This is a genomic window from Nocardioides sp. zg-1230 (genome assembly GCF_013155335.1).
Taxonomy (GTDB): Bacteria; Actinomycetota; Actinomycetes; order Propionibacteriales; family Nocardioidaceae; genus Nocardioides.
In genome coordinates this window covers 406,674-431,416 of the sequence record NZ_JABJQZ010000005.1, presented here as the reverse complement: position 1 = coordinate 431,416, position 24,743 = coordinate 406,674, and the positions used below count along the sequence as shown (strand labels likewise).

The window sequence follows — 24,743 nt, the reverse complement described above, 5'->3', positions numbered from 1 at the left end:
CGCGGCGTGTCTCGGCTCGACGATCCTGCACGCCTCGCCGCGGTCGAGAGCCTCGTGGCGTTCGGAGACCGCGACGATCGGTTCGACCGCGTCGTACGCATGGCGCGACGCCTCTTCGACGTGCCCGTCGCCGCGGTCAACCTCGTCGACGACCGTCAGCAGGTCAGCCTCGCGCAGGTCGGGCTGACCTCGTCGGTGCGGCCCGTGTCGGAGTCGCTCTGCGCGGTCGCGGTCATCGAGGACCGCCCTGTCGTCCTCCCCGACGCCCGTGAGGACCCGGAGCTCGCGCAGCACCCGGCGGTCGTGTCCGACGAGCCGGCGATCTTCTACGCCGGACGACCGCTGCGTGCCGACGGCCACGTCGTCGGCACCCTCTGCCTCGCTGACGACCGGCCGCGTGAGCTGAGCGAGGCCGAGGACAGGATGCTGGGCGACCTCGCCGCGTGGGTCGAGCAGGAGCTCGACCGCGATCGCGACCAGCGCGAGGCCCGCGAGGTCCAGCGCCGCCTGCTGCCGCGCCAGGACGTGCGGGTCCCCGGTCTCGAGATCGCCGGCCACTGCCAGCCCGCCCGCTCGGTCGGCGGCGACTTCTACGACTGGCAGGCGCTCGACGGCCGGCTCCAGGTGGTGCTCGCGGACGTGATGGGCAAGGGCCTGGTCGCCGCCATGATCGCCGCCCAGGTGCGCACCCTCGTGCGGGGCACCTCCCCCTTCAACAGCGTGGCCGCCACCGTCACCCGCGCGGCCGTGGACAGCCAGGACGACCTCGACGACGCGGGCACGTTCGTCACCCTGTTCGCCGTCCGCATCGACCCGCGGAGCGGCGAGATGGAGTACGTCGACGCCGGCCACGGCCTCGCGTTCGTCCTGCAGCCCGACGGCGACGTGCGGCGCCTCGCCTCGGGCGACCTCCCACTGGGGGCGATGGCAGGGGACGACTGGACGGCCCGGTCGGGTGTCCTGGCGCCCGGCGAGACGCTGCTCGCGGTCAGCGACGGCGTCCTCGACGCGTTCGCGAGCGCTGAGGACGCGCTCGCGGCAGCGCGGGACCTCGCAGCACAGACACCGGACCCGGCCACGATCGTCGAGCTGGTGACCGAGCGGGTGAGCGAGCTCACCACGAGCGACGACCTGACCGTGATCGCGGTACGACGGGAGACCACGTGAAGCAGCTGTCCGTCAGGATCCTGGTCCTGCTCACCCTGACGAGCGGCACGCTCTACGTCGGCTGGCGCTGGCTGTTCTCGGTCAACTGGCCCAACTGGTGGATCGCCGTCCCCCTCGTGCTGGCCGAGACCTACTCGCTCGTCGACTCCTACCTCTTCGGCCTCACGATGTGGCGTCGCAAGGAGCGTGGGGAGGCGCCGCCGCCGCCCGAGGGCGCGACCGTCGACGTGCTGATCACGACCTACAACGAGCCGGTCGAGATGGTGACCGCGACCGCGAAGGCTTCCGAGCGGATCGTCCACCCCCACACGACGTGGATCCTCGACGACGGCGACCGACCGGAGATGCGGGCCGCCGCCGAGCGGCTGGGCGTCGGCTACCTCACCCGGGGCGACGAGTGGCAGGACATGCCACGCCACGCCAAGGCCGGCAACCTCAACAGTGCCCTCTTCCGCACCGAGGGAGAGTTCCTGCTGATCCTCGACGCCGACCAGGTGCCCGACCCCCTGATCCTCGGCAAGACCTTGGGCTGGTTCCGGGACCCGGAGGTGGCGCTGGTGCAGACGCCCCAGTGGTTCAGCAACGTCACCGACAGCGACCCGCTCGGGAGCCAGGCGCCCCTCTTCTACGGACCCATCCAGCAGGGCAAGGACGGCTGGAACGCCGCGTTCTTCTGCGGGTCCAATGCCCTGCTGCGTCGCGACGCGCTCATGCAGCTCGGCATCGTCGGCTACGTCCGGGAGGTCGAGCGCGCCGTGCGCGACACGCTCCAGGCGTCCCGGCGCGTCCTCGACAAGGCCGTCGCACGCGCCCGCAAGGAGACCCCGGAGCTGGTCCCCTCGATCAGCGAGGTGCTCGACGCGGTCCACGTCGCCCAGCGGCGGCTCGACGAGGGCGTCCCGGTCTCGGAGGTCACGTACGCGTTCCAGCAGGCGGTGCAGGAGGCCAGCAAATCGGTCGTCAGCGACGACCTCGCGGCCATCCGGGCCGACCTCGCCGACCTCGAGCTGCTGACCGACGACGCGCTGGGCCTGCTGCCGGTCGAGGTCGACGCGGAGCTGGGCCTGCCTGTCGTTGACGACGCGGCGCTCGACCAGCTCTCCCGGCGTGAGCTGTCCCCCCTCGCCGCCGTCGACTCCGTACGCCGCCTCATGACCGCTGTCGACGTCGACCGTGCCGACGAGGCCCAGCCCATGATGCCGCTCGCCACGGTCTCGGTGACCGAGGACATGGCTACCTGCATGCGTCTGCACGCCAACGGCTGGAAGTCGGTCTACCACCACGAGGTCCTCGCCCACGGGCTGGCGCCGGAGGACCTGCGCACCATGCTGCAGCAGCGCCTCCGGTGGGCGCAGGGCACGCTGCAGGTGCTGCTGCGCGAGAACCCGCTCACCCAGCGCGGGATGAGCGCGGGCCAGCGGCTTATGTACTTCGCGACGATGTGGAGCTACCTCTCCGGGTTCGCGGCCGTCATCTACCTCGCCGCGCCCGTGGTCTACCTCTGCCTCGGCATCCTGCCGGTCAAGGCCTACGGCCTGACCTTCCTCGCCTACTTCGTCCCCTACGTCGTGCTCAACCAGCTGTTGTTCGCGATCATCGGCTACGGGGTGAAGACCTGGCGCGGCCACCAGTACAGCCTGGCGCTGTTCCCGCTGTGGATACGCGCCTGCGTGACCGCGGCCGCCAACGTCTGGTTCGGGCGACCCCTGGGGTTCGTCGTCACCCCCAAGACGCGCCAGGCGAGCCAGCCCTTCCCGTGGCGGCTGATCTGGCCGCAGCTGACGGCCATGGCCGTCCTCGTCGTCGCCTGCGTGGTGGGCGGGCTGCGGCTGTGGGCCGGGACGACCACGTCGGTGATCGGCACCGGCGTCAACTGGCTGTGGGTCGCCTACGACCTGCTGGTGCTCAGCGTGATCATCGAGGCCGCGCGGTTCCGCGTGCCGGAGTTCCCCGACCAGGTGGAGGAGAGAGCAGCATGACCGAGTGGCAGACCGACGTCAGCGACGGCGTGGCGGTGATCGTGTGCCCGGCGCGGGTGTCGATGGCGGTGGCGACGCCCTTCCGCGAGGCCATCGCGGCGGCCGTCGCCCAGGCACCCAAGGTGGTCGTCGACCTCGGGCCGACGGCGTTCATCGACTCCTCCGGGCTCGGGGCGCTCGTGAGCGGGCTCAAGACGTGTCGCCAGGCGGGCGGCGACCTCAGGATCGCCGCGGCTGGCGAGCAGGTGCGCACGGTCCTCCGGCTCACCAACCTCGACCGCATCCTTCGTCCCCACGACACGGTCGAGGACGCGCGTCGTGACTGGTGAGCACTACGAGATCGCCGGCCTCGCGGTCCCGCGCGACATGGAGCAGCTGCACGACCTGCTCGAACGGGTCTCGACCGAGCACCCGCACATCCCCGCGTCCGACGTGATGATGTTCGAGACCGCGGTGATGGAGCTGGCCAACAACGTCGTCGAGCACGGACGCCCGGTCGGGCAGGTCGCCTGGCACTTCCGTCTCGACGTGTCCCCGGGCGCGCTCACCGCCCGGCTCGCCGACTCCGGCGAGGAGTACGCCGAGTGGGACGCGGCCGCCACGCACGACATGCCCGGCGAGATGGCCGAGTCCGGGCGCGGCCTCCCGCTCGCCTCGGCCGTGCTCGACGAGCTCGGCTACCGGCGCGAGGGCGAGAGCAACGTGTGGACGATGGTGCGTCGCTGGCAGGCGTGAGGGGCCGGCCTCACGCTCCGAGGCCGGGCTCCATTGGGAGGCTCCAGCGGCGGCGCTCAGGCGACCAGTCGACGACCCGGGCGGAGCCGTCCGTGGGATCCGCCATCTTGACCGAGACCCTGACCGACTGCGGCTCCCCCAGGCAGGAGCGGTCGATCCGCGCCCGAACCGAGTTCTTGGCGCCCCACCGGAGCTTCGCCTGGTAGTCGCAGTCGACGCGCTGGTCGGTGCCCCGCCAGCCCGACGCCTCGGTCAGCACGTAGTCCGTCCCGTCGTTCAACCCGCTGCTCAGGACGAACTCGGCTCCCTTCGCGCCCCGGTCCGTGTCGACGAAGATCGAGAGCCCCGCCGCGCTCGAGCGCGTCAGGTCCTGGAAACGGACTTTCACCACCACGTTGGCCGCGCCGTGCTTGGCACGCACGGCCCGGATGTCGGTGAGCGAGCCCTTCGCGTCAGCGGGGTCGGAGGTGCTGTAGAACTCTGCGTGCGCGGGAGCGGCGCCGAGGCCTGCCACCACGACCGCCGAGCCGACTGTCAGTGCGATCCGAGATGTCATGCTGCCGAGTGTGTCACCGCCCACCCCCGTCACGTCCACCCACTTCGGGAGGTGGGCGGTTCGCCGGTGGCACGATGGCCCCATGACCGGGGCGGGGCGCAGGGGCGTACGTCGCCGCGGAACGGTGGTCGCGCTCCTCGGGTGCGCCGTGCTCGCAGGCTGCAGCCCCGCGGATGAGCCGTCCTCGCCGCCCGCGTCAGGTGCGCCGGCAGAAGCGCCCCGGGAGGCCGCTCCCGCGCCCGATCCGCGAGAACGGCGCCCGGCTCCGGTGCGCATCGCGGTCGCGGGAGACGTGCACTTCGAGGGGGCGCTCGCCCCACGCCTGCGCCGCCCTGCCACCGCCCTCGCCCCGGCCTCGGCCGCTCTTGCGGCAGCGGACGTCGCGATCGTCAACCTCGAGACCTCCGTCGGCTCGGGTGGGCGTCCGGAGCCCGGGAAGCGGTTCACGTTCTCCGCCGCCGCGTCGGCCTTCACCGCCCTGGCCGCGGCAGGCGTCGACGTCGCCAGCATGGCCAACAACCACGCGCTCGACTTCGGTCGATCGCGGCTCCCCTCGACGCTCCGGGCGGCCCGCCGCGCGGCCGCCGCGGACCCGCGGCTGGCCGTCGCCGGGATCGGTGCCGACGAGGAGGAGGCCTTCGCCGCGGCCCTCACCGACGTGGCCGGCACGCGAGTGGCGACGATCGCCGCCTCGGCGGCGGACCAGGACCCGACCGCGGACCCGACCGGCGCCTGGGCCGCGGGTCCGGACAGGTCCGGCGTCGCCGGTGCACTGGACCCGCGGCGCCTGCTCCGCGAGGTCCGCCTGGCCGGCCGCACTGCCGACATCCTCGTCGCCTACCTCCACTGGGGCGTGCAGGGCGAGCGCTGCCCCTCGGACGACCAGCGCTCGCTGGCGCGTCGGCTCGTCGCGTCGGGTGCGGACGTCGTGGTGGGCAGCCACGCGCACGAGCTGCAGGGCGATGGGCGACTCGGCCCCGGCTACGTCGCCTACGGCCTGGGCAACTTCGCGTGGTACTCCCCCGGGCCCACCGGCGTCCTGACGCTCACCGTCCGGCCACCCCGCGACCCGGCGGGCCGGGCCGAGGTCACCGCGTCGCGCTGGTGGCCCGCGACGATCGGCGCCGACGGCCTCGCCACCCGCGACACCGGCGCGGCAGCGGCCGCGTCCCGGGACCGCCGGGCGGCGCTGCGGGAGTGCGCCGGACTGGGTTGAGCCGCGTCATCGCGGGGCCAGCCACTCCGCGACGATCCGGCCGACCCGCTCGAGCTGCGCCGCGGAGACGACCGCCGGCACGTCACCGGCGGAGTGGTAGCCGGCGTACGGCGTCGAACCCAGCCGCGCACCCGGCAGGCCGTCACGGACGAAGGACCAGTGGTCGCTGCTGCGCTGACCGCTCTCGGCGACGGCCGCGGCGCCGGCACGCCGGGCCGCTGCCAGCAGCGCTCGCTGCACCGGGTCGGAGCCGTTCGCGGACCCGACCGGCACCCGGTCACCCACGCCGACCCGGTCGAGCGACACCATCTCGCGCACCGCGGCGCGCTCCTGCGGACCGAGCTGCGCGACGTAGCGTCGTGAGCCGTAGTGGTGGTCCTCCGGGTCGCCGCGGGGCTCCTCGGCACCGAACGCGACGAACACCGTGGGAAGTCGGGTGGAGCGCCGGGAGGCCGCCTCGGCGACCGCGAGCACCACGCCCACCCCCGAGGCGTTGTCCTCGGCTCCGGGTGCCTGCGGCACCGTGTCGAGGTGCGCCCCGACCACGAGGTGCGGTCGGGTCGGGTCGAAGCCGGTCGGGGCCGCGACGACGTTGACGGACCGCCCGGCCGGCACGGGGACGCCCCACGACTCCCCCGCCGGGACGTCCACGCGCTGCTGCTCGACGTCGTACCCGAGCCGCGACAGCTCGGCGGAGACCCAGCGAGCCGCGCGTGCGTACGCCGCCCCCGTGGCCTCGCGCGGACCGATCCGCCCGGCGAGGTGGCGCACCGCCCGGACCGCGATGGCGGGGTCGACGTCGTCGGCGGAGATGGGCACGTCGGGGGCAGGCTCTGGCTCCCCTGTCTGCGTCGCCGTCCCCGGCGCCGGCTCCGTCGCCTGCGGGGACGGGGACGACTCAGCCGTCTCCTCGGGTGCCGCCGTCCGCTGCGCGGACCCCTCGGGTGCGGGTTGCTCCGTGGTGCACGCAGCCGTCGCCAGCACCGCCACGGCACCGCAGAGGGCACGTCGGAGGTGCGGGCGGCCCGTCGTCACGGTGCCAGCCTGCCAGCCCCACCCGCGCCGGGGCACCTGTCCGCCACGCGGTGGCCCCGCGAATTGCCGAGCAGCGCCGCCCGACCGGACGGCGCTGCTCGTGACGTGCGGGACGAGCCGGGGCTCAGTCCAGGTAGTCGCGCAGGACCTGCGAGCGGCTCGGGTGGCGCAGCTTCGACATCGTCTTCGACTCGATCTGGCGGATCCGCTCGCGTGTCACGCCGTAGACCTTGCCGATCTCGTCGAGGGTCTTGGGCTGGCCGTCGGTGAGGCCGAAGCGCATCGAGACCACGCCGGCCTCACGCTCCGAGAGGGTGTCGAGCACCGCGTGCAGCTGCTCCTGGAGCAGGGTGAACGACACCGCGTCGGCCGGGACGATGGCTTCGGAGTCCTCGATGAGGTCACCGAACTCGGAGTCGCCGTCCTCGCCGAGGGGCGTGTGCAGCGAGATGGGCTCGCGGCCGTACTTCTGGACCTCGATGACCTTCTCCGGGGTCATATCGAGCTCCTTGGCCAGCTCCTCCGGCGTGGGCTCGCGGCCCAGGTCCTGGAGCATCTGGCGCTGCACGCGCGCGAGCTTGTTGATGACCTCGACCATGTGCACCGGGATGCGGATGGTGCGGGCCTGGTCGGCCATCGCGCGGGTGATCGCCTGACGGATCCACCACGTGGCGTAGGTCGAGAACTTGTAGCCCTTGGTGTAGTCGAACTTCTCGACCGCACGGATCAGGCCGAGGTTGCCCTCCTGGATGAGGTCGAGGAAGAGCATCCCGCGACCGGTGTAACGCTTGGCCAGCGAGACGACGAGTCGCAGGTTGGCCTCGAGGAGGTGGTTCTTCGCCCGACGCCCGTCCTCGGCGATCCATTCGTACTCCTCGAGCATCTTCGGGCTGATCCGCCCGCCCTTGGCGAGCTTCTCCTCCGAGAACAGGCCAGCCTCGATCCGCTTGGCGAGCTCGACCTCCATCTCGGCGTTGAGGAGGGGCACCTTGCCGATCTGCTTCAGGTAGTCCTTGACCGGGTCGGCGGTGGCGCCGGCCACCATCACCTGCTGCTCGGGCTCGTCGGTCTCGTCGGCCGCGGAGACGGTGAAGGCCTGCTTCTCGTCCTCCTTGATCGTCGGGTCCTTGGCGACGTCCTTCTCGAACTCCGCGTCCGGGATGTCCGGCAGGACCTTCTTGCCGTCCGGCCCGACGACCGGGGCCTCGACGGCGCCGAGGTCGACGACCTCGTCGGCTGCGGGCGTCACGGCGGACGTCGCGGCCTTCTTGGCAGCAGCCTTCTTCGCCGGCGCCGCAGCCTTGGACGCGGCGGGAGCGGCGGCCTTCTTGGCGGGCGCCTTCTTCGCCGGCGCCTTCTTCGCAGCAGACGACGTCGCGGCCCGCTTGCTCGTGGCGGCGACGGCACGCATGCCGGCGGCGTCGATCTGGACGGAGATCCCGAGGCCGCCCAGGTGCACGAGCAGCGCCTTGAGGTGCCGGGGCTCGACCCCGGCCTCGTCACTGGCGCGCCGTACGTCCTCGGGGGACACGGTGCCGGTGGGAGTGGCACCGGCGACCAGGGCAGCGATGGAGGGGTGCGTCAGCACCTCCGCGGGGAGCAACTTGCGTGCGTGTGAGGACACGAACACCTCTCGTCGAGCAACTTCGGGGCGCGGCGAGGCCCGGTGACGTCAAGAGCCGCGCCGTCATTCTGCCACGGCCTCCCAGAAGGGCCGACATCAGCATGTCGACGCGCGTGTCCGTGACCTCGGCGCGCCGGGTCCGCGTGGCGACCGTCAGTCCGAGGCCTTCGCGGCGGCCTTCTTGGACTTCTTGAACTCGCGCACCTTCTGCAGCGACTCGGCGTCCACGACGTCGGCGACCGAGCGGTGTCCCTCGAGCGCGTAGTCACCGACGACGTCCTCCCAGCCGTCGGGACGTACGTCGAGCTGTTTGGCGAGGAGGGCGACGAAGATCTGCGCCTTCTGCTTGCCGAACCCCGGCAGCGCCATCACTCGCTTGAGCAGGTCCCTGCCGTCCGCGGCCTCGGTCCAGAGCCGCGAGGCGTCGCCGCCGTAGGAGTCCTCCACGATGCGAGCCAGCTCCTGCAGGCGCGCCGCCATCGAGCCCGGGAAGCGGTGGATCGCCGGAGGGGTGGCGGCCATCGCCGCGAACTCCTCGGGGTCGGCCGCCGCGATCGCCTCGGGCTCGACCGTCCCGAACCGCTCGAGGACCTTGGCGGGCCCGCGGAAGGCGTGCTCCATGGGGTACTGCTGGTCGAGCATCATGCCCACCAGCAGGGCGAACGCGGAGTCGTCGAGAACCTTGTCGGCGGCGGGGTCGCCCGTGATCTGGAAGCCCATGGGGCCATCCTGCCCGACGGACGCCGCCGCGTGGCCCGCGCACGCGCGCGAGCCGCGGGCGGTGTGGAGCGCCGCTACTGCGCCTTGACCGCCAGCACCGGGCACGGGGCGTCGAGGAGCACGCGCTGGGCGTTGCTGCCGAGGATGAGCTTGCCGACGGGCGAGCGGCGGCGCAGACCGATCACAAGCAGCTCGGCTCCGTTGGCCTCGGCGATGCTGATCAGGTCCTCGGCGGGCTCGAAGCCACGCACAAGCTGGCGGACGTCGTGCTCGACGCCGGCCTCCTCGAGCCGCTTCTGGATGCCGGTGAGGTCGTCCTCGGAGGAGCGGGCGGCCGGCCCGTCGAACTCCTGACCTCCCCGGTGGGAGTTCACCACGACCAGCTTGCTGCCACGCAGCTTGGCCTCGTTGATGCCGGCGGCAAGCGCCGCTTCACCCTCTGGCTTGGGGACGTACCCGACGACGACGGTGCCCATGGTGTCTCCTCTCGGGGCCACGACGCCTCGCCGCTGGCCTGCTGGCACCGTAACGGAAACCACAGTCCTTGGGCAGCCTGTGGAGGGGTGGGTCGGACGCTCCGTGCTGCGGCAGGGTGGGACGGTGCACCCGCTCGCGCTCCAGCCCGCACTCCAGCCCGCACTTCAGGCGCCCATCGACCGCTACACGCATGCCGTCCTGCGCGCGGCCACGCTCGAGCTGGTCGAGGGCGAGGACCGACGCCGCTTCCCGGTGGCGGTCCACGCCGGGGTGCCCGGACGACACGTCCGGCACGTCGAGGACCCGCCCCTGTCCGACGCCGGGCTGCGGGCTGACGTCGTCCTCGCCCTGCTGAGGACCTCAGCCGCGCTCACCCCGCGCCCGCTGCTGTGGCTCACCCGGCCCGGCGAGCTCAGCCCCCACGACGACGACCTGTGCTGGCTCGGGCCCGCGGCGTGGGCTGCTCACGCCCTCGGCATGCCCGCGAGCCTGGTCGTCGTGACCCGGCGGGGGTGGTTCGACCCGGTCAGCGGCGTACGCCGGGAGTGGCGCCGGCTGCGACCCCGACCGCTCGCGGCGCGCACCTGACCCGGGGAGCGACGGGCCTTCGGGTCAGTCCCAGGTGTGGACGGGCTCGTTGCTGTGCATCCGGTCGCGGTAGTCGAGCAGCGTGCCCCGGAGTGCGTCGTAGCGGTCCTCTCCCCCGCGCTCGCGGACGCGGTCGACGAACCACCCCGCGCCACTGGCCTCGGTCTGGCAGCGCTGCTCGATGATGCCGAGGTAGCGGTCGCTCTCCTCCGACGGGACGCCCCAGGAGTCGAGTCCGGCGCGCGCCATCGGCAGCAGTCGGCGCAGCACCAGCTCGGTGGCCCGGACCTGCCCGAGGCCCGGCCAGTAGACCTGGGCGTCGACGCCCATCTGGGCGGCGACGTGGAAGTTCTCCTCCGCTGCGGAGAACGACATCTGCGACCACAGCGGCCGCTCGCTCTCGACGAGGTAGCGGACCAGGCCGAACCAGAGCGCGGCGTTGGCGATGGTGTCGGCGACCGTCGGACCGGCCGCGAGGAGCCGGTTCTCCACGCGCAGGTGCGGCCTGCCCTCCGAGATGTCGTAGACGGGGCGGTTCCAGCGGTAGATCGTGCCGTTGTGGAGCTTGAGCTCGTGGAGGCTGGGGGTGCCACCGGACTCGAGGACCTCGAGCGGGTCCTCGTCGTCGGTGACGGGCAGCAGCGCCGGGAAGTAGCGGACGTTCTCCTCGAAGAGGTCGAAGACCGAGGTGATCCACCGCTCCCCGAACCACACCCGCGGCCGGACGCCCTGCGCCTTGAGCTCCTCGCTGCGCGTGTCGGTCGCCTGCTCGAACAACGGGATGCGGGTCTCGCGCCACAGCTCCTTGCCGAGCAGGTAGGGCGAGTTCGCGGACACCGCCAGCTGCACGCCCGCGATCGCCTGGGCGGCGTTCCAGTGGGCGGCGAACTGGTCGGGCGAGGTCTGCACGTGGAACTGGGTGCTGGTGCACGCCGCCTCGGGGACGATCGAGTCCGCGGTCGTGGTGAGGCGCTCCTTGCCGGAGATGCTGATCGTGATGTCCTCACCGCGGGCAGCGAGGATCTGCTCCGACAGGAGCTTGTAGCGTGGGTTGGAGCTGAGGGAGGACACGTTCATGTGGCCCTCCGCCAGTGTCGGGAGGATCCCGATCATCACCTGGTGGGCCCCGACCTTCGAGCCCTTCTCCTCGGCGTAGTTGAGCGAACGGCGCAGGCTGTCCTCGAACTTCGAGAGACCACCCTCGCGGAGCTTGGCCGGGGCGACGTTGATCTCGATGTTGAACTGGCCCAGCTCGGTCTGGAAGTCGGGGTCGGCGATGGCCTCGAGGACCTCGGCGTTCTTCAGCGCCGGGTCGCCGGCCTCGTCGATGAGGTTGAGCTCCATCTCCAGACCGGTCATCGGGTCGTCGGTGTCGAACGCGGCCTCGCGCAGCATGCGGGCGAACACGTCGAGGTTGCGGCGCACCTTCTCGCGATGACGCGTCCGGTCGGCTCGACTGAACTCCTGCTGGTCGACCTCTTCTCCCATGACGGCACCCTAGTCACGGCGGCATCGCGCGGGAACCGTCCACAGGGCTGGTCTCACGCCGCCGGGTCACCGCTGACGTCGAGCACGGGCCGCAGGTCCGCCCACGAGTCCGGCGGGGTCGCCGACTCCAGCAGCTGGGACACGAGCCCGGCCAGCGAATGGGCCGGCTCGCCCTCGCGACAGCGGTCGACGGCGCACCACGCGAGGGCGCCGTCACCGACGAGCCACGCCGCGAACGCCAGCACGGCGGCGGGACCGGCGACGTGGGTCGTGGGCAGTCGGCGCACCGCGTCGGACCAGAGCCCGACGGCTCCGCGGGCGTCCACGCGGTCGAGCCAGGCCCACGCCTCGTCGCGCCGCTCACCGGTGCGCACGGTCGCCGCGACAGAGGCGAGCTCGGGAGCCGAGAAGGTCGTGCCGGCGCCGAGGTGGCGACGGACCAACGCCTCCAGCGCGCCCGCAGGGAGCGGCCTCGCGCCGGCAAGGTGGGGCACGACCAGCCTCGCTGCCGCCACGTCGGGCGCGAGGGTCTCACGCAGTGCCTCGCGGCTGGCGTGGGTGACCCGCCCCTCGAAGACGGCCTGCGCCGTGAAGGGGTGCTCGGCCCGGACGAACGGGACACCCCGGTAGGCGGCGAGCGGGGCGCCCGGAAGGACGGCGTACCAGTGGTCGTCGTGGACGCGCAGCACCTCGCGGACGGTGATCCCGGCCGCGGTGAACTCGTCGTGCACCGACCAGGCCGCCTCGTCGGCGACCGTCGTGTCGTCGTCGTAGACCACGACGACGACGTCGGCCACGCCGTTGCGCCGCGCGGGCCGCAGGAGCGCCTCGACGACGTCGTCGACGTCATCGACGTCGTGTGGCAGGTCGACGCGGGCGTGCATGCCGCCGCCGGTGCCGCCGACGCTCACCACGACGACCGACCGCTGCGGCACGAAGCCCATCGCGAGGGGCACGAAGGCGGCGATGTCGCCCGGGGTGCGCACGCGCAAGGTGGTCGGACCGCCCGAGGAGGGGGTCGGGGAGGACTGGGAGGAAAGGGAGGGCGGCGGGTCGGGGACGAGCTCGTGAGGTTCCATGCCGACACGCTTCCCGCGAGCACCGAACCTCCGCGCCCGGACCTGCTTCCGCCTGTGGACAGTGGCTGTCTCAAGGCTCCTGTGGACGGTTGGTGGCGCACGACCGGACGGAGGGCGATCCAGCGCCCACGCGGGATGCGGGAGAATGACACCGTGACGTTGCTGCTCGCTCCCGGCCCCACCGGCTGATGCGCAGCACCGCGTCGATCCTCCACCTGGACCTGGACGCCTTCTTCGCCGCTGTCGAGCAACGCGACAAGCCCTCGCTGCGCGGCAAGCCGGTCATCGTCGGTGGCACCGGCGGCCGCGGCGTGGTGTCCACCGCGTCGTACGAGGCGCGTCGCTACGGCGTCGGGTCCGCGATGTCGGGGCGAGAAGCACGCGCGCGCTGCCCGCACGCGGCGTTCCTCAGCGGCCGCTTCCACGCCTACCGCGCGACCAGCAAGAAGGTCATGGAGGTGCTCCGCGACCTCTCCCCCCTCGTCGAGCCGCTCTCGCTGGACGAGGCTTTCGTCGACCTCGCGGCCGCCGGTCTGCCCGACCTCGATGTCGAGACCGTGACCGCGGCAGGGGCCGAGCTGCGGCGACGCGTGCACGAGGTCACGGGCGGGCTCACCGCGACGGTCGGCATCGCCTCCTCGAAGTTCCTCGCCAAGGTCGCCAGCGAGCTCGACAAGCCCGACGGCATGACCGTGGTCCCTCCCGGCACGGAGCTCGACCTCCTCAGACCGATGAAGGTGAAGGTGATCCCGGGCGTCGGTCCGGCCACCGCCGAGCGCCTGCGTCGCGCCGGCGTCCACACCGTGGCCGAGCTCGAGACGGTCAGCGAGGACGAGCTCGTGCGGCTGCTGGGTCAGGCGCAGGGACACGGGCTGTGGCAGCTGGCCCGGGCGCAGGACTCGCGCCCGGTCGTCGCCGAGCGCGAGGCGAAGTCGATCAGCGTCGAGGGCACCTACGACACCGACCTCACCGACCGCCGGCTGATGGAGGGGCTGCTGACCAGGCAGGCCCGCGAGGTGGGCACCCGGATGCGGAAGAACGGCCACTCCGGTCGGACCGTCACGATCAAGGTCCGCCTGCACGACTTCACCACCCTCAGCCGGTCGAGCACGCTGACCAGCCCGACCGACGACGGCGCGACCATCGCCCGGATGGCCCGCGCGCTGCTGGCCGACCTCGACACCACCGGCGGCGTACGGCTCCTGGGCGTCGGCGTGTCCGGGCTGGCGGACTGGGTGCAGGAGGACCTCTTCGGCGAGACCGGCGAGGACGACGAGGTCGAGGTGGTGCTCCCCGAGCCGCCACGGCGCGCGTGGCCACCGGGCGCTGACGTCGTCCACGACGAGATGGGCCCGGGCTGGGTCTGGGGCTCCGGCTCCGGCGTCGTCACCGTGCGCTTCGAGACCGCCGACACCCCGCCGGGCCCGGTGCGCAGCTTCCGGGCCGACGACCCGGCCCTCCACCGCTTCGAGCCGCCGGCCGAGGAGTGACGGACGGCCGACGCCGTCACGCCAGCCGGAGCCGGACCTCGTCGCCGGGGCGCAGCTGGGCGCAGAGGTCGAGGTCGTCGTCCTCGACCACCGCCACCACTGGGTAGCCGCCCGTGGTCGGGTGGTCGGCCAGGAACACGACCGGCTGGCCCGACGGCGGGAGCTGGACGGCGCCGTGCACGATCCCCTCGCTCGCCAGCTCGCCCCCACGCCGACGGAGGGGTCGCCCGGTGAGCCGCAGGCCGATCCGGTCGCTGTCGGGCGCGACGGCGTACGACGCCCCGTCGAGGCGACGCCAGCCCTCGTGGTCGAGCCACTCGGCGCGCGGCCCGCGACGCAGCCGCAGCACCGGCTCGCGCGGTCGTACGACGGGTGCCGCGGGCGCTGCGGGAAGCGGTCCGGGCGGACCGAGCACGAGCACGTCGCCTGCCGCGAGACGCGGTGGCCCGACCCATGCGAGCGTGTCGGTGGAGCGCGAACCCAGCACCGGGCTGACCGCGAGCCCGCCGCCGAAGGCGACGTAGGACCGCACGCCGGTCGAGGCCGGGCCCACGGTGACGAGTACCCCGCCCGGCACGGTGACCGGGGCGCCGTGGGCGACGGCCCGCACACCGACTCGGACGTCGCAGGTGGCGCCCGTCACGGCCAGCGTCACCGCGCGCCGTGGCCTCAGCACGATGCCGCCGACGGTCGTCTCGACGACGGCGTCGTCGGGCCCCCCGCCGACGAGCCGCCGGGCGAGGGCTGCGGCGCCCCGGTCGAGGGCGCCCGCGCGGGGGACGCCCAGGTGCGCCCACCCACGCCGCCCCCGGTCCTGGAGGGTCGAGAGCGGACCCGGGTCGATGACCTCGACGGTGCGTCCGTCCGTCACCCGGCCACCTCGAACCGCACCCGGGTCCCCGGGGCGAGGAGCGCCGGCTGCGGACGGCCCACGTCCCACAGCCTGGCGTCAGTGACGCCGATCAGCAGCCACCCGCCGGGCGAGGCGCTCGGGTAGACGCCGCACCACGTGTCGGCGAGGGCGACCGACCCGGGTGGCACCCTGGTCCGCGGGGAGTCCAGGCGCGGCACGGCCCGCTCCACGGGGAGCCCCGCGAGGTAGGCGAACCCGGGGGCGAACCCGCAGAAGGTGGACGTGAACTCCACGGACGTGTGCAGCTCGACCACCTCCTGCGACGTGCATCCCCAGTGGTCGGCGACGCGGGCGAGGTCGGGGCCGGTGTAGTCGACCTCGACGCGCACGAGCGGGCCCGGCCGCGACGCGTGGTCCGTGGCCCAGCCTCTGAGGGCCTCGCGCACGGCGACGGGGTCGACGCCGTCGAGGAGGACCGTCCTGGCCGCCGGCACGACCTCGTGGGCCGCCAGGCCGGCGGCGCGCACCCAGGTGGCGAGCGCCGCGGCGACCAGCGCGTCCTCGACCTCGACGAGGCAGGCGCGAGCACCGACGTCCTCGACCTTCACGTCAGCCATTGTTCACCGGCACGCCGACCCGCGGGGAGTTGCCACCGCTCCCCCACCTTTGGCAACCTCGTGGGCGCACACAGGTGAGGGGCTCCCGATGGTATGAGCATCAGGAGCCCCTCGATGTGATCGGGGTGGTGACGTCCGATCCACCGGACCGGCCTCCCGGCCCCCACAGTCCCCGCCACCGGGCCTGCGCGGCGAGCAAGTCGCCGTCTGGAGCTGTTCGTCCGATCCGATCCCCGGCCCCGCCGGAGCGGGATCGGTAGGAGAGTTCTACGTCCTCCGGACGACCGTCCGCAAGGGTTCTCCTCGACAAATCTGCAGTCCCACAGGGTTCCCCACAGAAGTCGTCCGCTGCTCCACAACCCAGGCGCGTCCCTCCACAGGCGCGGGCTCAGGCTGTGGAGGACCAGCACGTCACCACGGCCGCCCCGGCCGCCTCGAGCGCGCGTCGTACGGCAGCGGCGGTCCGCACGGCCCCCGCGGAGTCACCGTGCACGCACACCGAGTCAACGGAGACGGCCAGCTCGACCGCTCGGGACGCCACCTGGCCGGGGTCTGTCACGAGGGCGCCGGGCCGGTCACGCGGCAGCAGCCGGCCGTCGGAGCCGTAGCCCCGGTCGGGGAAGCCCTCCAGCCGCGAGCCGCGGCCGCGCTCGCGCGCCATCGACAGCAGCAGCGACCCGGGCATCCCGAGGACGGGCAGGCCGCCGGAGCCGTCCAGCACCGCCGCCGCCTGCTCCTCGTCGCGGGCGACCCGGTGGTAGAGCGCACCGTGCGGCTTGACGTATGCCACCTCGGCGCCTGCGGCGACGGCGATGGCCGACAGGGTCCCGACCTGGTCGGCCACCTGCTGGCGTAGCAGGTGGGCCGGCACCTCGAGCTCGACCCGGCCGAAGCGGGCCCGGTCGGCGTACGACACCTGGGCGCCGAGCGTCACCCCGCGGAGCACGGCGCCCGCGCAGACCGCGCGCATCGTCTCGAGCGTGCCGGCGTGGAAGCCGCACGCCACGTTGGCGCTGGTGACCACCGCGAGCAGGCCGTCGTCGTCGGTGACCTCCTCACCGAGGTCGGCGTTGAGGTCGACCGTGTGGGGGCCTTCGGGGTCCTGCATGGAACCAGTCTCCACGGGGCACCCCTGAGAAGTCCCTGAGAGTTGGTCGAACATGCAACTCCGGTGGGTACTGGCTCGTCAAGGCAGGTGAAGGCACCACATCCGGAGCGGGAATCCCGCGGCGGACACAGGCGTTGGAACAGATGTGCGACACGGGGTGGTCGCACGGGAGCAGGAGGACGAGATGAGCACTGCACAGGGCAAGCGCACCACCACCACTCGTGAGATCGAGGGCCGCGACAGCGTGGGCCTCTACCTCGACGAGATCGCTCGCACCCCGCTCCTCGACGCCGAGACCGAGGTCGAGCTGTCCAAGACCATCGAGGCGGGCCTGCTGGCCCAGCACCTCCTCGACACCGGCCGCGTAGGTCGCCGCAAGGGCGGTGCGCCGATGAGCGCCAACGAGGCCGAGCTCGAGTGGCTCGCCGAGCAGGGCCGGCTCGCCGTCGACCGCTTCATCGAGGCCAACCTGCGCCTCGTCGTCTCCATCGCGCGCAAGTACGGCCGCTCGCAGATGCCGATGCTCGACCTCATCCAGGAGGGCAACACCGGCCTGATCCGCGCGGTCGAGAAGTTCGACTACACCAAGGGCTACAAGTTCTCGACCTACGCCACGTGGTGGGTCCGCCAGGCGATCACCCGCGGCATCGCGCAGCAGGCCCGCGTCGTACGCCTGCCCGTGCACGTCGTCGAGGAGCTCAACCAGGTCGGCAGCGCCCGGCGCACGCTCGAGCGCCAGCTCGGCCGCGACCCGGAGCCGCAGGAGATCGCCACCGAGCTCGGCATGGACCTCGACCGGGTCCTCGACCTGATGAGCTGGGGCCGCGACCACGTCTCGCTGGACACCCCGGTCGACGAGGACGGCGACACCTCCCTCGGCGACCTGATGGCCCAGGAGACCGCGCCCGGCCCGGACCTCAACGTCCTGGACGCCGAGGCCCGCCAGCGGCTGGAGGACCTCGTCGGCATCCTCGACGAGCGCTCCGCCGACATCGTCCGCGCCCGCTACGGCCTCGCGGACGGTCGCCAGCACAAGCTCGCCGACATCGGTGCCCGTCACGGCATCTCCGCCGAGCGGGTCCGCCAGCTCGAGCGCGAGGCCCTGCAGAAGCTCCGTCGCGCCGGGGACCCCGACCTGGCAGCCTGATCCTCCGCACGCCGTCACAGGACCGCCGGGCCGCGCCCGGCGGTCCTGTCGTGTCCGGGCTGCCCGCACCCGGCTGCCCCAGCGGTGCGTGAGGCACCTTCCCAGCGCCTGGCGTCAAGTGCCTGCGTCACTCACCGCCCGGCGGCTGGTGACGACTGCCCCTCTAGTACGCCGCGGACTCCAGGTCCGCGCTCGCGGCCCGTGCCCGCTCGACCACGTCGGCGGGGACGGGCCGTCGTGCTGCCACCCGCGCCTGCCACAGCTGGACCGCCACCACCCGGGCGGCGGCCTCCTCGACGCGGGCCTTCGAGACGAGGCCGGAGTCGATCGCGTCGGCGACGATCCGGTGCGTGGTCGCGGTGTCGACCGGCATGAGGAGCAGGTCGGCGCCGGCCTGCAGCGCCTGCAGGGCCGGGGTCGGCCGGCCGCCGACGGCGCCCATGCCGAGCGAGTCGGTGATGGTCACGCCCTCGAAGCCGAGGTCGTCGCGCAGCAGGTCGTAGACCTCGGGCGCCATGCTGGCCGGCACGCCGGGGGCGATGTCGGTGAGGTCGAGGTGGCTCAGCATGACCGCCGGCGCCTGCTGGCGGATGGCGGACTCGAAGGGCGGCAGGTCGTGCGCCTCGAGCTCGGCGAGGGTCGCGTCGAGCACCGGGAGGGTGTCGTGGCTGTCGCTGGTCGCGCCGCCGTGACCCGGGAAGTGCTTGACCGTGGAGACGACGCCAGCGTCGTCGTAGCCCTTGATCGCGGCCCCGACGGCCTGGGCCGCCAGGCGCGGGTCCTGCGAGGGCGATCGCGCCCCGATGGTCGGGTCGGCGGCGCCGATCGTCACGTCGGCGACCGGGGCGAAGACCCACGTGAAGCCGAGGTCGCGCAGCTCGAGCCCGGTGGCCAGGGCCGCGGCGCGGGTCACCCGTCGGCCGACGCGGGCGTCGGCCGCCACGGCGAGCCCGGCCGTCTGGAAGTGGGGGAAGTCGGTGGCGATGCCGCGCAGGTGCGAGACGTAGCCGCCCTCCTGGTCGACGCCGATCACCGGCGGGTGGTCGCGACCGTCGGCCTCGGCGGCCGCGGTGATCGCCGCGGTCATCGCCAGCACCTGGTCGCGGTCGGCCACGTTGGCCCCGGTGACCGAGACGCCCGCGAGGTGCAGGTCGCGCACCATCCGCGCGGGCTCCTGCGGATCGGTGCCGTGGAAGCGTCCGACGATGACACCGCCTGCGAGCTGCTCGGACGACCACCCGGCGACCAGCTCCTGCGCCTGCTCCAGCTCGCCCGCCGTCGGGCCCCACGTCGTCGGGGTGTCCGGGTCCTCGGTCGCCTCCGCGTCCGGCTGGGCGGGGTCTGCGGACTGCGTCCTCGACGACGAGGGCGTGGGGCTGGACGTGGCCGGCTCGGTGTCGTCGGGCGTCTGGCCGAGCCCGGCGCACCCGCTCACCAGCAGGACGCCGGTCGCGATCACGGCCAGGCGGGGTCGGATCGAGAGCACGCCCGGCAGGTTACCCGGCCGACCCCCTCGACCCGGAAACGTCAGGCCTGCCCGGCGAGCTCGTCGTAGATCGCCTCGACCTGCCGACGCAGGTCGTCGAGCGAGCCGGTGTTGTCGACGACGTGCGTGGCGATCGCGAGCCGCTGCTCGCGGGTCGCCTGGGCCGCGATGCGGGACTCGGCCTCCTCACGGGTCCAGCCGCGGTCCTCGACCATCCGCTGCACCTGCAGCTCGGCCGGGGCGTCGACCACCACGACCGCGTCGAAGGAGCCGACCCGGCCGACCTCGGCCAGGAGCGGGATGTCGTGGACGACGACCGCGTCCTCCGGTGCGGCGGCCTCCTGCTCGGCGCTGCGCCGGTGCACCAGCGGGTGGATGATCGCCTCGAGCCGGCGGCGCGCGTCGGGGTCGGCGAAGACCAAGGCCCCCACCGCTGCCCGGTCGAGCTCGCCGTCGGACGTGAGGACCTCGGGCCCGAACTCCTCGACCACGGCGGCCAGGCCGGGCGTCCCGCGAGCCACCACCTCGCGTGCGAGCAGGTCGGCGTCGATGACGACGGCACCCCGCTCGGCGAGGATCGCCGACACCGTGCTCTTGCCCGAGGCGATGCCGCCGGTCAGGCCGACGCGAACGGTCACAGGTCCTCCCCCACGACGACGGCCAGGATCTCGTGGAGCGTACGACGCTGGGCGGGCGTGAGCACGTCGAGGACCCGCTGCGACGCGTCGCGGCGTACGTCGTCGACCTGGGCCAGCAGCCGACGGCCCTCCTCGGTGGGCACCAGCCGGGTGGCCCGGCGGTCCGTGGGGTCGGGCTCGCGACGGACCCAGCCCCGCTCCTCGAGCGCGTCGGCCACCTCGGTCGCGGACCGGGGAGCGATGCGCAGCGCCTCGGCCAGGGCCGAGGGTCGCATCGCGTCGGCGCCGCCCAGCACGCGCAGCGCCCTGGCCTGCGACGGGGTCACGCCCCACGCGGTGAGGGCCTCCACGTGTGCACGTCGTACGCGCCGGGCGAGCGCCATCACCAGGTCGCCGGTCGTCGGGTCCGGCCCATCGTCTCGGTCCACGGGAATACCTCCGCCTGCAGGTCGGTTGGACCCTCATAGTGAGGCTACCTCACCTTATCCCTCAACCGAGAGGAGGTGGTCGGATGGCTGACCACCACGACTCCCGCCCGGACTCCGGGGGCCGTCGCGCGCGCGGCGGTCGCCCCGATCCCGCCGACGTGCGCCAGCTCGCGGAGTCTCCCGTGTCGCTGCGCCGCATCGCCCGGCTCTTCGCGCCGCACCGCGCGACCCTGTCCGTGGTCGTGGCACTGATCGTGCTGAGCTCGCTCGTAGGGCTCGCCCAGCCGTTCCTCGTCCGGCACGTCATCGACGAGGCACTCCCCCGCCAGGACGTGGGCCTGCTGCTCCTCCTCGTGGGCGCCATGCTCGCCGTCGCCGTCGCCACCGCCGTGATCGGCGTGGTGCAGACCTGGCTCTCCACCTCGGTCGGCCAACGCGTCATGCACCGCCTGCGGAGCGACCTGTTCGCCCACCTGCAGCGGCAGTCGCTCGACTTCTTCACCCGCACCCGCGGCGGCGAGGTCCAGTCGCGCCTGGTCAACGACATAGGAAGCATGCAGGGCGTCGTCACCCAGACGGCGACGTCGATCGCCGCCAACGTCACCGTGGTCGTCGGCACGGCCGTGGCGATGGTGGCCCTGAGCTGGCGCCTGGCGCTGATCTCGCTCGTGGTGCTGCCGCCCGCCGTGCTCCTCACCCGGCAGGTCGCCCGGATGCGCCACCGCATCACCGGCGAGCGGCAGCGCCGCCTCGCCGACCTCCACGTCCAGATCGAGGAAGGCCTCTCGGTCAGTGGCGTGCTGCTCACCAAGACCCTCGGCGCCTCACCGCGCCTGACCGCGAGGTTCGAGGAGACCTCCTCCGACCTCGTCGGCCTCGAGATCCGCTCGCGCCTCGCCGGTCGTTGGCGGATGGCGACGATGAACGTCGTCTTCGCGGCGGTGCCCGCGGCGATCTACCTCGCCGCCGGCTTCCCCGCCACGTCGGGCGGGATGACGATCGGCACCCTCGTGGCGTTCGTCGCCCTGCAGGGCACCTTGTTCCGCCCGCTGATGGGGCTGCTCAACGTCGGTGTCGACCTCACCGCCTCCCTGGCGTTGTTCAGCCGGATCTTCGAGTACGCCGACCTGCCGGTCGACATCACCGAGCCCGAGGAGCCCCGCCGGTTCGACCGCGACCGCGTGCGCGGCGAGGTCCGGTTCGAGGGCGTCGGCTTCACGTACGACGGGGAGCGCCCGGTGTTGTCCGACGTCGACCTCGTCGTCCCTGCGGGCGGCACGCTCGCCCTGGTCGGCGAGACCGGCAGCGGCAAGTCGACGCTCGCCTCGCTCGTGCCCCGGCTGCACGACGTCACGGCCGGCGCCGTACGCATCGACGGCGTGGACGTGCGCGACCTGGCCGCCACCGACCTCGCCGCCGTCGTCGGGGTCGTCACCCAGGAGACCTACCTGATGCACGCGAGCGTGCGCGACAACCTGCGCCACGCCCGCCCGGAGGCCACCGACGCCGCGATCGAGCAGGCCTGCCGCACCGCGCGCATCCACGACCTGATCACGTCGCTGCCCGACGGCTACGACACCGTCGTGGGCTCGCGCGGGCACCGGTTCTCCGGCGGCGAGCAGCAACGACTGGCCATCGCCCGCACCCTGCTGCGTGACCCGGCCGTACTCGTGCTCGACGAGGCGACGAGCGCACTCGACAACGAGACCGAGCGCGCCATCCTCGCGACCCTCGACGAGGTGACCCGGAGCCGTACGACGATCACCATCGCGCACCGGCTCTCCACCGTCCGCGACGCCGACCAGATCGCCGTGCTCCACCGTGGACGCGTCGTCGAGCTCGGCACCCACGAGGAGCTGCTGCTGCAGGGCGGCCGCTACGCCGACCTGGTGCGCGGCGGGCTCGGCGCGGATCCCGTGGCCGCCTGATCCGCCTGATCCGCCTCAGGCGGTCCCGCCGGCCGCCTTCTCCGCCGCGGCGAGCAGCACGCAGGTGGCCACGGCCTCCATCGCCTGGGTGACCTCGGCGAGGGGCGGCATCGTGGGCGCCAGGCGGATGTTGGTGTCGTCGGGGTCCTGCTTGTAGGGGAACGACGACCCGGCAGGCGTCAGGGCGATGCCGGCGTCCTTGGCGAGCGCGACGACGCGGGTCGCGGTGCCGGGCACCACGTCGAGGTTCACGAAGTAGCCACCGGTCGGGGAGTTCCAGGTCGCCACCCCGCGGCCACCGAGGCGCTCGGTCAGGACCCGGTCCACCTCGGCGAACTTGGGCGCGATGATCGCGCGGTGCTTCGCCATGTGGTCGCGCACGCCCTGCGGGGAGCCGAAGAACTCGGCGTGGCGGAGCTGGTTGACCTTGTCGGGTCCGATGGAGCCGTTGCCGAGGTGCTTGAGGTACCAGCCGACGTTGCCGGCCGAGGCCGCAAGGAACGCGACCCCCGCACCGGCGTAGCTGATCTTGGAGGTCGAGGCGAACATGATCGGCCGGTCGGGGTGGCCGGCGGCCGAGGCCAGCGTGAGGATGTCGGCGCTCTTGGCCTCGTCCTCGGTCAGGTGGTGCAGCGCGTAGGCGTTGTCCCAGAAGATCTTGAAGTCCGGCGCGGCGGTCGGCATGGCGGCGAGCCGGGCGGCGACGTCCTGGCTGCAGATCGCGCCCGTCGGATTGGCGTACGTGGGAACGATCCACATGCCCTTGATGCTCGGGTCGACCGCGACCAGGGCGGCGACGGCGTCCACGTCGGGGCCGTCGTCGTTCATCGGGACGGTCACCATCTCGATGCCGAGGCTCTCGAGCAGCGTGAAGTGGCGGTCGTAGCCCGGCACCGGGCACACGAAGCGGACCTTCTCCTCCTTGCCCCACGGACGCTCGGAGTCGACGGCGCCGAAGAGCATCATCCACACCAGGCAGTCGCGCATGATCGACAGGCTGGAGTTGCCGCCGGCCACGATCTGGTCGGGCTCGACCCACAGCAGCTCGGCGAACATCTCGCGCAGCTCGCGCAGGCCCTCGAGCCCGCCGTAGTTGCGTACGTCGACCCCGCTGGCGTCCTTCGTCGACGTCGGCAGGTGCAGCAGCGCGTCGGCGAGGTCGAGCTGCTGCGCCGAGGGCTTGCCACGCGTGAGGTCGAGCTTGAGCCCCTGCGCCTTGAGCTGCTCGTAGGCAGCCCGCTGCTCCTCGAGCAGCGCGGTGAGGTCGTCGGCGGACAGGTCGGCCAGCGCAGTCGCGTTCACGGGCTCCAGCCTAGAGGTCGCCGGTCCGCGCGCCCGTGCCCGTTCCGCCCACCGGTTGCGTCATCCGGATGGGTTGCCATCGGTGCGGATCGAGATGACGCCCGCCTTGCCGTAGGACGGATCAGGCGGTCAGGCGGAACGTGCGTCGGTACTCCTGCGGGCTGACCCCGCGGGCGCGGCCGAAGTGGTGGCGCAGCGTGGCGGCGTTGCCGAAGCCCACCTCCGAGGCCACCCAGTCCACGGAGTGGTCGGTCTGCTCGAGCAGCTCCTGCGCGGCGCGGACGCGCTCGCCGAGGATCCAGCTGTAGGGCGTGGTGCCCGTCTCCTCCTTGAAGCGCCGGGCGAACGTCCTCGCCGACATGTGCATCTGGCGCGCAAGGGTCTCGACGTCGAGGTCCTCGGCGAGGTGGGCGCTGATCCAGGCCAGCAGCGGGGCCAGTGCCTCGGACTCGCACACCGGCACCGGGCGGGCGATGAACTGTGCCTGGCCGCCGTCGCGGTGCGGCGGCACGACCATGCGCCGCGCCGTGGCAGCGGCGACCCGGGCGCCGAACTGCTGGCGCATCACGTGCAGCGCGGCGTCGAGGGCGGCCGCGGAGCCCGCGCCGGTGACGATGGACCCGTCCTGGACGTAGAGCACGTCGGGGTCGACCTCCGCCTCGGGGAAGCGCGCGGCCAGCTCGGCGGCGTAGCGCCAGTGGGTGGTGCAGCGACGGCCGTCGAGGAGCCCGGCCTCGCCCAGCATGAAGGTCGCCGAGCAGTGGGCGAAGAGCATCGCTCCCCGCGCGTGGGCGGACTGCAGGAGCTCCGAGACCTCCGGCGAGGTGCCGCGGTGGTCGCTCTTGGGCGCCAGGCAGATCAGGTCGGCGTCCGCGGCCGCGTCGAGCCCGTGCTCGACGTGCAGGTCGAACCCGGCGCGCGTGCGCAACCGGCCGGGGCGAGGCGTGACGACGGTGAAGTCGAAGACGGGGTTGTCGTCCTCGGGGTGGTAGGGCTCGGCCCAGACCTCGCACAACGCTCCGAGGCCGAACGGCTCGGGCTGCTCCTGCACGACCACGGCGACCTTCTGCATGACAGCAGCG

The 24,743-nt window shown here is 73.1% G+C and carries 24 protein-coding genes; 9 read left to right on the top strand and 15 right to left on the bottom strand.

Going from position 1 to position 24,743, the window contains the following annotated elements:
- Positions 1 to 6: 6 nt before the first annotated feature.
- From HOO61_RS24995 to HOO61_RS17855, 4 genes are read left to right on the top strand one after another with little or no spacing between them, the layout of a single operon-like run.
- Positions 7 to 1,167 carry a SpoIIE family protein phosphatase gene (locus tag HOO61_RS24995; protein ID WP_172260881.1) on the top strand — a complete coding sequence of 387 codons (1,161 nt, stop codon included), beginning with the start codon at positions 7 to 9 and terminating at the stop codon, positions 1,165 to 1,167.
- Complete coding sequence (locus tag HOO61_RS17865; protein ID WP_172260879.1) at positions 1,164 to 3,146, top strand: glycosyltransferase family 2 protein; 1,983 nt, start codon at positions 1,164 to 1,166, stop codon at positions 3,144 to 3,146. Before HOO61_RS24995 ends, HOO61_RS17865 begins: the two co-directional genes overlap by 4 nt.
- Positions 3,143 to 3,475 carry an STAS domain-containing protein gene (locus tag HOO61_RS17860; RefSeq protein WP_172260877.1) on the top strand — a complete coding sequence of 111 codons (333 nt, stop codon included), beginning with the start codon at positions 3,143 to 3,145 and terminating at the stop codon, positions 3,473 to 3,475. Before HOO61_RS17865 ends, HOO61_RS17860 begins: the two co-directional genes overlap by 4 nt.
- Complete coding sequence (locus HOO61_RS17855; RefSeq protein WP_172260875.1) at positions 3,465 to 3,881, top strand: ATP-binding protein; 417 nt, start codon at positions 3,465 to 3,467, stop codon at positions 3,879 to 3,881. The genes HOO61_RS17860 and HOO61_RS17855 overlap by 11 nt, the downstream gene beginning before the upstream one ends.
- A gap of 10 nt (positions 3,882 to 3,891) precedes the next feature.
- On the opposite strand, the gene HOO61_RS17850 is transcribed toward HOO61_RS17855, so the two are convergent.
- Entirely contained in the window at positions 3,892 to 4,437 is a 546-nt protein-coding gene (locus tag HOO61_RS17850) for a hypothetical protein (RefSeq protein WP_172260873.1), read from the bottom strand.
- Positions 4,438 to 4,705: 268 nt separating this feature from the next.
- Here HOO61_RS17850 and HOO61_RS17845 point away from each other — a divergent pair, with 268 nt between their 5' ends.
- A complete protein-coding gene (locus tag HOO61_RS17845; RefSeq protein WP_172260871.1) occupies positions 4,706 to 5,653 on the top strand; it encodes a CapA family protein in 948 nt (315 codons plus the stop codon).
- Between the two features lie 6 nt (positions 5,654 to 5,659).
- Here the strand turns inward: HOO61_RS17845 and HOO61_RS17840 are convergent, their stop codons facing one another.
- From HOO61_RS17840 to HOO61_RS17825, 4 genes are all read right to left on the bottom strand, one after another.
- Positions 5,660 to 6,472, bottom strand: coding sequence for a M28 family metallopeptidase (locus tag HOO61_RS17840; protein WP_367650231.1), 813 nt, complete (start codon positions 6,470 to 6,472; stop codon positions 5,660 to 5,662).
- Positions 6,473 to 6,812: 340 nt separating this feature from the next.
- Entirely contained in the window at positions 6,813 to 8,318 is a 1,506-nt protein-coding gene (locus HOO61_RS17835; RefSeq protein WP_367650230.1) for an RNA polymerase sigma factor, read from the bottom strand.
- Positions 8,319 to 8,465: 147 nt separating this feature from the next.
- Entirely contained in the window at positions 8,466 to 9,032 is a 567-nt protein-coding gene (locus tag HOO61_RS17830) for an HhH-GPD-type base excision DNA repair protein (RefSeq protein ID WP_172260869.1), read from the bottom strand.
- Positions 9,033 to 9,106: 74 nt separating this feature from the next.
- Positions 9,107 to 9,508 carry a universal stress protein gene (locus HOO61_RS17825; RefSeq protein ID WP_172260867.1) on the bottom strand — a complete coding sequence of 134 codons (402 nt, stop codon included), beginning with the start codon at positions 9,506 to 9,508 and terminating at the stop codon, positions 9,107 to 9,109.
- Between the two features lie 124 nt (positions 9,509 to 9,632).
- Between HOO61_RS17825 and HOO61_RS17820 the strand changes: the two genes are divergently transcribed.
- Positions 9,633 to 10,097 carry a hypothetical protein gene (locus HOO61_RS17820; protein ID WP_172260865.1) on the top strand — a complete coding sequence of 155 codons (465 nt, stop codon included), beginning with the start codon at positions 9,633 to 9,635 and terminating at the stop codon, positions 10,095 to 10,097.
- Between the two features lie 24 nt (positions 10,098 to 10,121).
- On the opposite strand, the gene HOO61_RS17815 is transcribed toward HOO61_RS17820, so the two are convergent.
- Positions 10,122 to 11,585 carry a glutamate-cysteine ligase family protein gene (locus tag HOO61_RS17815; protein WP_172260863.1) on the bottom strand — a complete coding sequence of 488 codons (1,464 nt, stop codon included), beginning with the start codon at positions 11,583 to 11,585 and terminating at the stop codon, positions 10,122 to 10,124.
- Positions 11,586 to 11,638: 53 nt separating this feature from the next.
- On the bottom strand, positions 11,639 to 12,664 hold the full coding sequence (locus tag HOO61_RS17810; protein WP_172260861.1) for a DUF4192 domain-containing protein: 1,026 nt from the start codon (positions 12,662 to 12,664) through the stop codon (positions 11,639 to 11,641).
- A gap of 188 nt (positions 12,665 to 12,852) precedes the next feature.
- On the opposite strand from HOO61_RS17810, the gene HOO61_RS17805 reads away from it, so the two are divergent.
- Positions 12,853 to 14,154 (top strand): DNA polymerase IV, encoded by a 1,302-nt coding sequence (locus HOO61_RS17805; protein ID WP_172260859.1) that lies wholly within the window; start codon positions 12,853 to 12,855, stop codon positions 14,152 to 14,154.
- A gap of 16 nt (positions 14,155 to 14,170) precedes the next feature.
- Here the strand turns inward: HOO61_RS17805 and HOO61_RS17800 are convergent, their stop codons facing one another.
- From HOO61_RS17800 to HOO61_RS17790, 3 genes are all read right to left on the bottom strand, one after another.
- Positions 14,171 to 15,025: a biotin-dependent carboxyltransferase family protein gene (locus tag HOO61_RS17800; protein WP_172260857.1), complete on the bottom strand. Its 855-nt coding sequence runs from the start codon at positions 15,023 to 15,025 to the stop codon at positions 14,171 to 14,173.
- Positions 15,022 to 15,624 (bottom strand): allophanate hydrolase subunit 1, encoded by a 603-nt coding sequence (locus HOO61_RS17795; RefSeq protein ID WP_172260855.1) that lies wholly within the window; start codon positions 15,622 to 15,624, stop codon positions 15,022 to 15,024. The genes HOO61_RS17800 and HOO61_RS17795 overlap by 4 nt, the downstream gene beginning before the upstream one ends.
- A gap of 388 nt (positions 15,625 to 16,012) precedes the next feature.
- Positions 16,013 to 16,732, bottom strand: coding sequence for a 5-oxoprolinase subunit PxpA (locus tag HOO61_RS17790; RefSeq protein WP_172260853.1), 720 nt, complete (start codon positions 16,730 to 16,732; stop codon positions 16,013 to 16,015).
- 184 nt (positions 16,733 to 16,916) lie between these two features.
- Here HOO61_RS17790 and HOO61_RS17785 point away from each other — a divergent pair, with 184 nt between their 5' ends.
- A complete protein-coding gene (locus tag HOO61_RS17785; RefSeq protein WP_172260851.1) occupies positions 16,917 to 17,879 on the top strand; it encodes an RNA polymerase sigma factor RpoD/SigA in 963 nt (320 codons plus the stop codon).
- Positions 17,880 to 18,042: 163 nt separating this feature from the next.
- Here the strand turns inward: HOO61_RS17785 and HOO61_RS17780 are convergent, their stop codons facing one another.
- Genes HOO61_RS17780 through HOO61_RS24275 form a run of 3 tightly spaced genes read right to left on the bottom strand, consistent with a single transcriptional unit; the run spans position 18,043 to position 20,431 of the window.
- A complete protein-coding gene (locus HOO61_RS17780; protein WP_367650229.1) occupies positions 18,043 to 19,365 on the bottom strand; it encodes a glycoside hydrolase family 3 N-terminal domain-containing protein in 1,323 nt (440 codons plus the stop codon).
- Between the two features lie 41 nt (positions 19,366 to 19,406).
- Positions 19,407 to 20,003, bottom strand: a complete 597-nt coding sequence (gene coaE / locus HOO61_RS24280) for a dephospho-CoA kinase (RefSeq protein WP_172260849.1) — start codon at positions 20,001 to 20,003, stop codon at positions 19,407 to 19,409.
- On the bottom strand, positions 20,000 to 20,431 hold the full coding sequence (locus HOO61_RS24275) for a MarR family winged helix-turn-helix transcriptional regulator (protein ID WP_367650228.1): 432 nt from the start codon (positions 20,429 to 20,431) through the stop codon (positions 20,000 to 20,002). The genes coaE and HOO61_RS24275 overlap by 4 nt, the downstream gene beginning before the upstream one ends.
- Before the next feature lie 83 nt (positions 20,432 to 20,514).
- On the opposite strand from HOO61_RS24275, the gene HOO61_RS17765 reads away from it, so the two are divergent.
- Positions 20,515 to 22,359 (top strand): ABC transporter ATP-binding protein, encoded by a 1,845-nt coding sequence (locus HOO61_RS17765; protein WP_172260847.1) that lies wholly within the window; start codon positions 20,515 to 20,517, stop codon positions 22,357 to 22,359.
- A 15-nt stretch (positions 22,360 to 22,374) separates the two neighbouring features.
- On the opposite strand, the gene HOO61_RS17760 is transcribed toward HOO61_RS17765, so the two are convergent.
- Both HOO61_RS17760 and HOO61_RS17755 read right to left on the bottom strand, forming a co-directional pair.
- On the bottom strand, positions 22,375 to 23,661 hold the full coding sequence (locus tag HOO61_RS17760) for an aminotransferase class I/II-fold pyridoxal phosphate-dependent enzyme (RefSeq protein WP_172260845.1): 1,287 nt from the start codon (positions 23,659 to 23,661) through the stop codon (positions 22,375 to 22,377).
- Positions 23,662 to 23,782: 121 nt separating this feature from the next.
- Positions 23,783 to 24,733: a GlxA family transcriptional regulator gene (locus HOO61_RS17755; RefSeq protein WP_172260843.1), complete on the bottom strand. Its 951-nt coding sequence runs from the start codon at positions 24,731 to 24,733 to the stop codon at positions 23,783 to 23,785.
- Positions 24,734 to 24,743: the final 10 nt, after the last annotated feature.

Coding starts and splice junctions, on each gene's coding strand:
- HOO61_RS17860 (WP_172260877.1), top strand. CDS start 3,143: ATGACCGAGTGGCAGACCGACGTCAGCGACGGCGTGGCGGTGATCGTG.
- HOO61_RS17850 (WP_172260873.1), bottom strand. CDS start 4,437: ATGACATCTCGGATCGCACTGACAGTCGGCTCGGCGGTCGTGGTGGCA.
- HOO61_RS17830 (WP_172260869.1), bottom strand. CDS start 9,032: ATGGGCTTCCAGATCACGGGCGACCCCGCCGCCGACAAGGTTCTCGAC.
- HOO61_RS17825 (WP_172260867.1), bottom strand. CDS start 9,508: ATGGGCACCGTCGTCGTCGGGTACGTCCCCAAGCCAGAGGGTGAAGCG.
- HOO61_RS17815 (WP_172260863.1), bottom strand. CDS start 11,585: ATGGGAGAAGAGGTCGACCAGCAGGAGTTCAGTCGAGCCGACCGGACG.
- HOO61_RS17810 (WP_172260861.1), bottom strand. CDS start 12,664: ATGGAACCTCACGAGCTCGTCCCCGACCCGCCGCCCTCCCTTTCCTCC.
- HOO61_RS17805 (WP_172260859.1), top strand. CDS start 12,853: ATGCGCAGCACCGCGTCGATCCTCCACCTGGACCTGGACGCCTTCTTC.
- HOO61_RS17795 (WP_172260855.1), bottom strand. CDS start 15,624: ATGGCTGACGTGAAGGTCGAGGACGTCGGTGCTCGCGCCTGCCTCGTC.
- HOO61_RS17790 (WP_172260853.1), bottom strand. CDS start 16,732: ATGCAGGACCCCGAAGGCCCCCACACGGTCGACCTCAACGCCGACCTC.
- HOO61_RS17785 (WP_172260851.1), top strand. CDS start 16,917: ATGAGCACTGCACAGGGCAAGCGCACCACCACCACTCGTGAGATCGAG.
- HOO61_RS17765 (WP_172260847.1), top strand. CDS start 20,515: ATGGCTGACCACCACGACTCCCGCCCGGACTCCGGGGGCCGTCGCGCG.
- HOO61_RS17755 (WP_172260843.1), bottom strand. CDS start 24,733: ATGCAGAAGGTCGCCGTGGTCGTGCAGGAGCAGCCCGAGCCGTTCGGC.